The 8972-nt window shown below is 50.3% G+C and carries 5 protein-coding genes and 1 tRNA gene; all 6 read right to left on the minus strand.

The genetic code is table 11. The features are described 5' to 3' along the window. Positions 1 to 334: 334 nt before the first annotated feature. Positions 335 to 1582, minus strand: coding sequence for an imidazolonepropionase (gene hutI, locus HMPREF0658_RS06195; protein ID WP_006949421.1), 1248 nt, complete (start codon positions 1580 to 1582; stop codon positions 335 to 337). Continuing rightward, positions 1579 to 3054, minus strand: coding sequence for a histidine ammonia-lyase (gene hutH, locus HMPREF0658_RS06200; protein WP_006949424.1), 1476 nt, complete (start codon positions 3052 to 3054; stop codon positions 1579 to 1581). The genes hutI and hutH overlap by 4 nt, the downstream gene beginning before the upstream one ends. Positions 3055 to 3486: 432 nt before the next feature. Beyond that, positions 3487 to 5481: a urocanate hydratase gene (locus tag HMPREF0658_RS06205; protein WP_006949426.1), complete on the minus strand. Its 1995-nt coding sequence runs from the start codon at positions 5479 to 5481 to the stop codon at positions 3487 to 3489. A 7-nt stretch (positions 5482 to 5488) separates the two neighbouring features. Next, positions 5489 to 7192 carry a glutamate formimidoyltransferase gene (ftcD, locus tag HMPREF0658_RS06210; protein ID WP_006949428.1) on the minus strand — a complete coding sequence of 568 codons (1704 nt, stop codon included), beginning with the start codon at positions 7190 to 7192 and terminating at the stop codon, positions 5489 to 5491. A 305-nt stretch (positions 7193 to 7497) separates the two neighbouring features. Further along, on the minus strand, positions 7498 to 8304 hold the full coding sequence (locus tag HMPREF0658_RS06215) for a hypothetical protein (protein ID WP_006949429.1): 807 nt from the start codon (positions 8302 to 8304) through the stop codon (positions 7498 to 7500). A gap of 294 nt (positions 8305 to 8598) precedes the next feature. After that, positions 8599 to 8672: transfer RNA gene (locus HMPREF0658_RS06220), tRNA-Arg, on the minus strand. Between the last annotated feature and the right edge of the window lie 300 nt (positions 8673 to 8972).

The following is an 8972-nucleotide window of genomic DNA, read 5'->3' on the forward strand; positions in this document are numbered from 1 at the left end:
TTTCTTATGATTCCTCGGTCTTTGATGCTCAAAAGTTCGAGATTGCAACTTTAAAGTTACGATTCATAAGTCGGCATTCGTATCCTGTACAGATACCGTTTGTACGTGGCACAGATGGCGTTTGTACATAGAAAGGTCGGTACCCTTTCTCAATAATACATCTGTGTAAATCTTAGCATTGTTGCAAGCTGCGAGAAAGACACGTGCCTTTTTATCATTCGGGAGATAAATCATATTCCTCCCTAATAAAAGAATAAAGAAACGTGCTCCTGCGAAGTGCGGGAGCACGTGTAGAGGGTGCTTCATCCTTGACAAACGTCTGTAGAATGTCTGCTTAGCGATACTCTTCACCACGCAGGAACACTCGATTCACGAGCGGGGTGGTGTAGGAATATGGGATGAAATCGAGTGAAGGAATCGGGATGGTGATGAAGAAGTTGGCCATCTTGCCCACAGCTATCGAGCCGTAGTTGCGACTTAAATTCATGGCGTAGGCGCCGTTCAGGGTTACGGCATTGAAAGCTTCGATGGGGAGAAGACGGAGCTTTATGCAGCCGAGGGAGAAGATGAACTTCATATCGCCCGAGGGAGTTGAGCCGGGATTATAGTCGCTGGCTAATGCCAAACTGAGACCGTGGTCGATGATTTGCCGGCCGGGAGCATATTTCATATTAAGGAAGAAGGAGGTTCCGGGCAATGCGGTAGGAATGGTTTCGGCATTGCGGAAGAGTTCTATCTCTTCTTCGGTCATGCTTTCCAGATGGTCGACGGACAGGGCGTTATGGCGTATGGCCACTTCTACGCCTCCCGATGCGGCGAGTTCGTCGGCATGAATCTTGGGACGCATTCCGTATTTCGCAGCTGCTTCCATGATTCGGCCGGTTTCGTCGGGGGTAAAGAAGCCTGTGTCGCAGAACACGTCGATAAAATCGGCTAACTTTTCTTCGCCTACAGCCGGAATCATTTCATTGATGACGAGGTCTACATATTCGGCTTGTCGACCGGCATATTCTCTCGACACGGCATGAGCGCCGAGGAAGGTGGAGACAACGCGTAATGGAGCTGTTTCTTTTATACGGCGAATCACGCGCAGCATCTTCAGTTCGTCTTCGGTGTTGAGCCCGTAACCGCTCTTGATTTCGAGGCATCCGGTTCCTTTACGAATCACTTCATTGACGCGTCGCATGGCTTGGCGGTAGAGTTCGTCTTCGCTAGTGTTGTGCAGCAGGTCGGCCGAGTTGAGGATACCTCCGCCTCGCTTGGCTATCTCGGCATAGCTGAGTCCGCGTATCTTATCCACGAACTCTTGTTCGCGACTCCCGCCGAAGACGACATGCGAATGTGAGTCGCACCATGAGGGCAAAACGGCTCCGCCTTCTGCATCAACGATGGTTACGTTGGGCGTATGCTCCAGGTCTTGGGCTTCGGCCATCTGTCCGAAACGTTTGATGATACCATCTTCAACATAAAGAAAGGCATCGTTGATGATGCCTGTCTCTGCCATTTCGCGGCCTTGCAAGCGCAGTTTGCCGTGGCTGTCTGCGCCTGCAAGGATTGCTATGTTTTTTACGAATAGTTTCATTTGCGCAAGAAGTCTACTGATTTAGCGATATGAGGTGCCATGAATTCGTCATTGACGATGAAGGGCACTTCTTTACGATAGGCATTGAAGATAGCTTCGATGGCTGGCGACGACTTCAGCGGCCGACGGAACTCCAGCGCTTGGGCTGCATTGAACAGCTCGATGGCGAGCACTCGTTCTGTGTTGAGCACCACTTGATAGAGTTTCGTGGCGGCGTTGGCGCCCATGCTTACGTGGTCTTCCTGTCCTTGCGACGAGGGGATGCTGTCGGCTGAAGCGGGTGTACAGTACATCTTGCTCTGGCTCACGATAGAGGCGGCGGTGTATTGTGGAATCATGAATCCGCTGTTCACACCCGGTTTAGCTACCAAGAAGCTTGGAAGGTTGCGTGTGCCGGATACGAGTTTGTAGATGCGTCGTTCGGAGATGTTGCCCAGTTCGCATAGGGCGATTGCGAGGAAGTCCATTGGTTGTGCAATGGGTTCGCCGTGGAAGTTGCCGGCTGAGATGACAAGGTCTTCGTCGGGGCAGACGGTTGGGTTGTCGGTAGCGGCGTTCACTTCGATGTCGATAACCGATTTCACGTAGCGTATCGTATCTTTCGACGCGCCGTGCACTTGTGGCATGCAGCGGAACGAGTAGGGGTCTTGTACGTTTATCTTTGGTTGTTTGATGAGTTCGCTTCCTTCGAGCAGTTCGCGAATGTGTCGTGCGGTGTCTATTTGTCCTTGGTGCGGACGAACGGCGTGTACGGCGTGTGTGAATGGTTCGATGCGTCCGTCGTAGGCTTCGAGCGACATGGCGCCTATCTTGTCTGCCCAGTCGCTCAATCGCTGTGCTTGTAGCAAGCACCAAACGGCGAAAGCGTTCATGTTCTGTGTTCCGTTGAGCAGTGCGAGTCCTTCTTTTGAAACGAGCTGGATGGGTTGCCAATTCATCTTCTTGAGCATTTCTTCGCCCGAGATAACTTCGCCGTTTATTTCTACGCTGCCAATGCCCAGAAGCGGCAGGCATAGGTGGGCTAACGGAACGAGGTCGCCCGATGCGCCGAGCGAGCCTTGCATGTAGACAACGGGGTAGATGTCGTTGTTGAAGAAGTCAATCAGTCGCTCCACTGTTGCCAATTGGCAGCCGGAGAAGCCGTAGCTTAGCGACTGTATCTTCAGCAGGAGCATTATCTTCACGATTTCGTTTGGCACGCGTTCGCCTACGCCGCAGGCGTGCGACATCATAAGGTTTTTCTGGAGGTCGGAGAGTTGTTGCTTGTCGATAGATATTTTGCACAGCGAGCCGAAGCCGGTTGTTATGCCGTAGATGGGCTTGTCTGATGCTTCGATCTTTTTGTCCAGATACTCGCGGCAGCGTGTAATTCTCTGGCGGGCGTCGTCGGAGAGCTCGAGTTTTATTCTTTTCTCTATAATCTCTCCGATGCGTTCGATGGAGAGGTGTTCTGCGCTTATTTGATGTGTCATTATAATTGATTTATTAAATTGTTTATAGGGATTGAGGTAGGGATGTAGACTGTTAAACTTAGACGGCGATTATCGCTCCTTAGGGCGGACGGTCGTCGTTTAACTTAGAGGGCAAATGACGTTTAACTTAGAGGACAAATGCCGTTTAACTTAGAGGGCAAATGTCGCTTAACTTAGAGGACAAATGCCGTTTAACTTAGAGGACAAATGTCGTTTAACTTAGAGAACGATTGACGTTTAACTTAGAGGACAAATGCCGTTTCGTCGAGAGGACAATCGCTATCCCGTGCAAGCCCCGAAGGGGCGTCAGACCACAGGCAGGCGGTGGAGCCCGATAGGGCTCCACCCCTGTAAAATGGTCGACCAATCAACCGAAGCCCCGAAGGGGCGACGGAATGTGTGGCGGACGGAACTGTTCCCATTGCGTTGTTGTTAGAATGCTTTGTCGATGATGCCGTCGTCCACGAGGTTGGGGAGCGTTACGGTGAGGTTGGGTGTGCGCTCCATCTCGCGCTTGATGGCGTCAATGGAACCCTTGTTGCGTGCCCAGCTCCGGCGTGCGATGCCGTTGTTTACGTCCCAAAGTAGCATTTGCTGAATGCGGCGTGCCGAGTCGTCGCTTCCATCGACAACCATGCCGAAGCCGCCGTTGATGACTTCGCCCCAGCCTACTCCGCCGCCGTTGTGAATCGACACCCAAGTGGCGCCGCGGAAGGAGTCGCCGATGACGTTCTGTACGGCCATGTCGGCGCAGAATTGCGAACCGTCGTAGATGTTGCTGGTTTCGCGGAATGGCGAGTCGGTGCCTGATACGTCGTGATGGTCGCGCCCGAGCACAACGGGTTTGCTGATTAGGCCGCTGCGCACGGCTTCATTGAAGGCGAGGGCTATTTTTATTCTTCCCTCTGAATCGGCGTATAGGATGCGTGCTTGCGAACCTACGACGAGCTGATTCTTGCCGGCTTCCTTAATCCAGTGGATGTTGTCGTCTAACTGCCCGATGATGTCGGGAGTTGCAGTCTTGCGTATTTCTTCGAGAACTTCGGTTGCGATGCGGTCGGTTGTTGCCAGGTCTTTCGGGTCGCCCGACGAGCATACCCATCGGAACGGGCCGAAACCATAGTCGAAGAACATCGGCCCCATGATGTCTTGCACGTAGGATGGATAACGGAACTTTCCGTTTTTGCCCATAATGTCGGCTCCTGCGCGACTTGATTCGAGTAGGAAAGCATTGCCGTAGTCGAAGAAGTACATGCCTTTTGCGGTGAGCCTGTTGATGGCTGCAACCTGACGGCGGAGCGACTCTTGTACCTTCTCTTTAAACTCTTCGGGTGCTTCGGCCATCATGCGTTTCGATTCCTCAAGACTCTGTCCGACGGGATAGTATCCGCCAGCCCATGGATTGTGGAGCGAGGTCTGGTCGCTTCCGAGATCTACGCGAATGTTCTCGTCGGCGAGGCGTTCCCAGAGGTCTACCACGTTGCCTACGTATGCCATTGAAACTACGCGCTTTTCTTCAACGGCTTTGCGGATTGCTGGAATCAGCTCGTCGAGGTTTTCGTGCAGCTCGTCTACCCAACCTTGCTCATAACGCTTGCGGGCAGCTAACGGATTGATTTCGGCCGTTACGCTGACAACGCCTGCAATGTTTCCGGCCTTAGGCTGTGCGCCCGACATTCCGCCCAGACCTGCTGTAACGAACAGTTTCATGTTGTTGCCTCCTACCTTGCGAGCGGCGTTCAGGACGGTTATCGTCGTTCCGTGAACAATGCCTTGTGGACCGATATACATATACGAGCCGGCCGTCATTTGTCCGTATTGACTTACGCCGAGTGCATTGTCGCGCTCCCAGTCGTCTGGCTTTGAATAGTTCGGAATAACCATTCCATTTGTCACAACCACGCGTGGAGCGTTTTTGTGCGAGGGGAACAAACCGAGCGGGTGACCGGAATACATCACAAGTGTTTGCTCGTCGGTCATCTCGCTCAAGTATTTCATTACAAGCCGATATTGCGCCCAGTTCTGGAATACGGCGCCGTTTCCGCCATAGGTTATCAGTTCGTGCGGATGCTGTGCTACAGCCTTATCGAGGTTGTTCTGAATCATCATCATGATGGCTGCGGCCTGCTGCGAGCGGTGTGGATACTCGTCAATCGGACGGGCGTACATCTCGTAGGTAGGCCTGAAACGATACATGTATATTCTTCCATACGTTTTCAGTTCCTCGGCAAACTCGGGAGCCAGAACGGCGTGGAACTTCTGCGGGAAGTAGCGCAAAGCGTTGCGAAGTGCAAGCCTCTTTTCCTCTTCGGTAAGAATATCCTTGCGCTTAGGCGCATGGTTGATAGTCGTGTCGTAGGCTTGCGGCTCAGGCAGTGTGTCGGGAATGCCGGCACGAATATCTTTTACAAATTGTTCTTTGGTCATAGTTGGATTACATTTTTGATTCAACGATTTTCAATATCTCTGCTTCTTCCGAATTAGCCTTTGCAATCAGTTCGTTGGCCTCGGCAACCAATTTGTCGGCAGTTGCGCGGTCTTTCAATCCGGCGGCGTTGATTTTCACGTTCAATCCGGCGCCAAGGACGGCAGCGCGAGCGGCCAATGCACCTACTCCGGCATCGGAAACGCTGTTCGGATTACCTTCTTCGGCCATTGCGCGGCACAGCCCGAATACATGATAGGAGGCCTTCATCGTGTGCAACGGAACTTGTGTTGCATATAACGTGGCATCCTGAATGGCTGCCGAGCGTAAGGCTTTCTCTTCGTCGGTTCCTTTTGGCATTCCGAAGGCAGACATGATGCGATTGAAGGCTTCGGTGTCTTCGTCAACGAGTGCCATTAACTCTGTCTGAATCTTCTGTCCCTTGTCTGCCCAGTTGCTAAACTCTTCCCAGCGGGCATCCCAACCTGGTTTGTGGCTTGAGAGGTTAGCAACCATCGTTCCCAATGCTGCACCCAGCGCACCCATGTAGGCTGCGATGGTTCCGCCACCCGGAGCTGGAGATTCGCGCGATGTTTCGTCGGCGAAGCCTTTTACTGTCAGGTCGATGAGTCGGTCTGTTTTGTTTTCGTCTTCGAGCAGATACTCAATAACTTTCTCGCGTGGATTGAATGGTTTCAAATCAGCCAGTCCCATCGACGAGACGGCTATTTTAAGTATATCTTCCTCGGGAATGCCCGTAGAGCGGTTTTGCTTGCGCAAGAAATATTTACCTGCGTCAATGAGCGTGCGTTTCGGTATCAAGCCAACGATTTCGGTACCTGTCACACGAACGCCACGGTTTTGTGCGCAACGGCAGACCTCGTCAAAAGCAATGTGCAATGGGGTAACGTTTATATCGGTAATGTTCATCGACACCTGTGCAATGCCGTATTCGTCGATGAACCAGCCAATCGCCTTTGTTCCTTTCAGCGTTCCGGGAATCATAATGGTTTTGCCATTGGCATCCTTCATCGGTTTACCAATCGGTGAACCTCCTTCGCGCTGCGGACGACCTTTTTCTCTAACGTCGAAAGCAATCGCGTTAGCCCTACGAGTGGATGTGGTGTTCAGGTTGAAGTTTGTTGCGATGAGAAAATCGCGTGCGCCCACGGCTGTGCATCCGGTGCGGGCAATCGATTCGTCGAAAGCTCGTGCGCCGAAATCGGGAGCTTCACCGGTATCGGTCATTCGTTCAGGCAGTCCTTCGTATTCGCCCTTACGACAAATGGCAAGATTCTTTCTCTCGGGCTTTAGTGCTGCAGCTTCATAGCAATAGCAAGGCACATTCAGTTCTTTTGCAATTCGTTCAGCCAACTTGCGAGCCAGTTCGGCACACTCTTCCAGCGTTATACCCGACACGGGGATGAGAGGGCAAACATCCGTTGCTCCCATTCGCGGATGGGCACCGTGATGCTGACGCATGTCGATGAGTTGTGCTGCTTTCTTCACTGCAAGGAAAGCTGCCTCGACAACCTCTTTGGGTTCGCCAACGAATGTTACCACCGTTCGATTAGTAGCCTCACCGGGGTCGACATCCAGCAGTTTGACACCTTTTACAGAAACGATTTCGTCTGTGATTTGTTTGATTACATTTTGATTGCGTCCTTCGCTGAAATTAGGGACACATTCCACGATTTGTTTTTCTCGTATCATGGGTTGAATTAATGTTGTTTAGGTTCGTTTTTCATTTCGGACGGTAAAAGTAGATATAAGGAGACATAAGACCAAATAATATTTATTAATTTTTCATAAAGCACCTACCCGCTTCTATACGTCCCGTTCGTCTTTCTTGTTCCTTATACACATAAAAATTCCTCATCCGTCTTCTATAGAGAGCATAAGAACAGATGAGGGAATTCTCGTTTTCTCAGTGATTCATTCATGATTAGGATGAGTGACAGATGCACTGTGATTGCCTCCATACCATCCATCGCCCGTCACTTTTCATCTACTGTTGTTCACTTTTTCACCATCTTTCGGCCGTTCACGATATACACGCCCTCGGGCAGGTTTTCGAACTTGCTCGTGAGACGGATGCCATCAAGGGTATAAATGCCGCGCTTGTTGGCGGGAACATCGACAGTCGGGATTATGATGGAAAGCGTGCCATCAGGGACAATCACCACTTCCTTGTTCACCACTGCACCACCTGACATGACGGCATTATACCCCGTGGTATTGTCGATGGTCGCATCTGCGGGCTGTACAATCTTACAGCCTTCGAGCTTGATGTCGCCCCAGTTGCGGATGGAGCCGAACTGACGACCTGTGGCCTTGACCGTGGCGTTGTGAATAATAAGTGTTGATGTCGGACTACCGATAATGCCAAAAATGTCGCTCTTGGCCGTGACACTACAGTCGATGATGGTGAGGTTGGCAGTAGCATTGGTATTTAAGTCGATAGCCATCCCCGGCCCTTCGATGGTGAGTGTACCACCGCCGGTGATGGTCATAGACTTTTTGAGCAGAACGGTTGATTTACTTTGGGGAGAGATGTCCGTAAAGGAGCAATTCCCTTTTACTATCAATTTCAGCCCCTCATCGTTGCTTGTAAGGACTCCGTTTCTATACTTGATGTGAGCGTTAGTGAGGGTGAGTACTTTGTTCTTGGCATCGTAATGCACCTTACCGGTGATACCTTGGCCGATGACATTGTTTGTTCTCGTAAGCCACTGTCCGGCAAGCACAATACTTGCACTTGTGCTACTAGCCCACATCATTGCCGCTATGATAAGAAGGAGCGTGAATAATGTATTTTTTTTCATGATAATCGTGCCCCCCTGCTGAATCTCCTTTCAGAGCAACACCGTGTCGAGGGCATGGGTGTTTGAGGTTGATTGGAAAGATTATTCTTGTACGTCTTACATTATCTGATTTGCTTAATAACGATTCTGATATTTACAATATGCAATGCAAAGATAAGAAATCAAAATCAATTAAACAACGAATCTACCCTATTAAGTGTCAATTTGATTTCCGCAAGTTTATAAATTTGGGAGATGACGTCAGAGATACGATTAGAAAATAAAAAGAGAATCCGATATATCGAATTCTCTTTGTGACTCCGCTGGGATTCAAACCCGGAACCTTCTGATCCGTAGTCAGATGCTCTATTCAGTTGAGCTACGGAGCCTTTTTGCTGAATTGCGAATGCAAAGGTAAAGCTTTCCTATGAAACGACCAAACTTTTCCAGAAGTTTTTTGAGGGAAGAGATAAACTATAAGTTCCACTAAGAAGTGCAAATAGTCTCTTTTATTAAAAGAGGGGACTATGAAAAACACTCGGGGAACGCCGTCGACAAGGGGCTGAAAGCCCCGACGAGACAAAAAGATTTCAGTAGCAATACAAAAAAAGAAAAGGGAGACCGAAATCTCCCAGAGATTAATCAACTTTGTATTGTATATGAGATTTGCACTTGCTATTGGAATCTGC

Origin of the sequence: Hoylesella marshii DSM 16973 = JCM 13450 (assembly GCF_000146675.1) — a bacterium.
In the GTDB taxonomy this organism is placed as follows: Bacteria; Bacteroidota; Bacteroidia; order Bacteroidales; family Bacteroidaceae; genus Prevotella; species Prevotella marshii.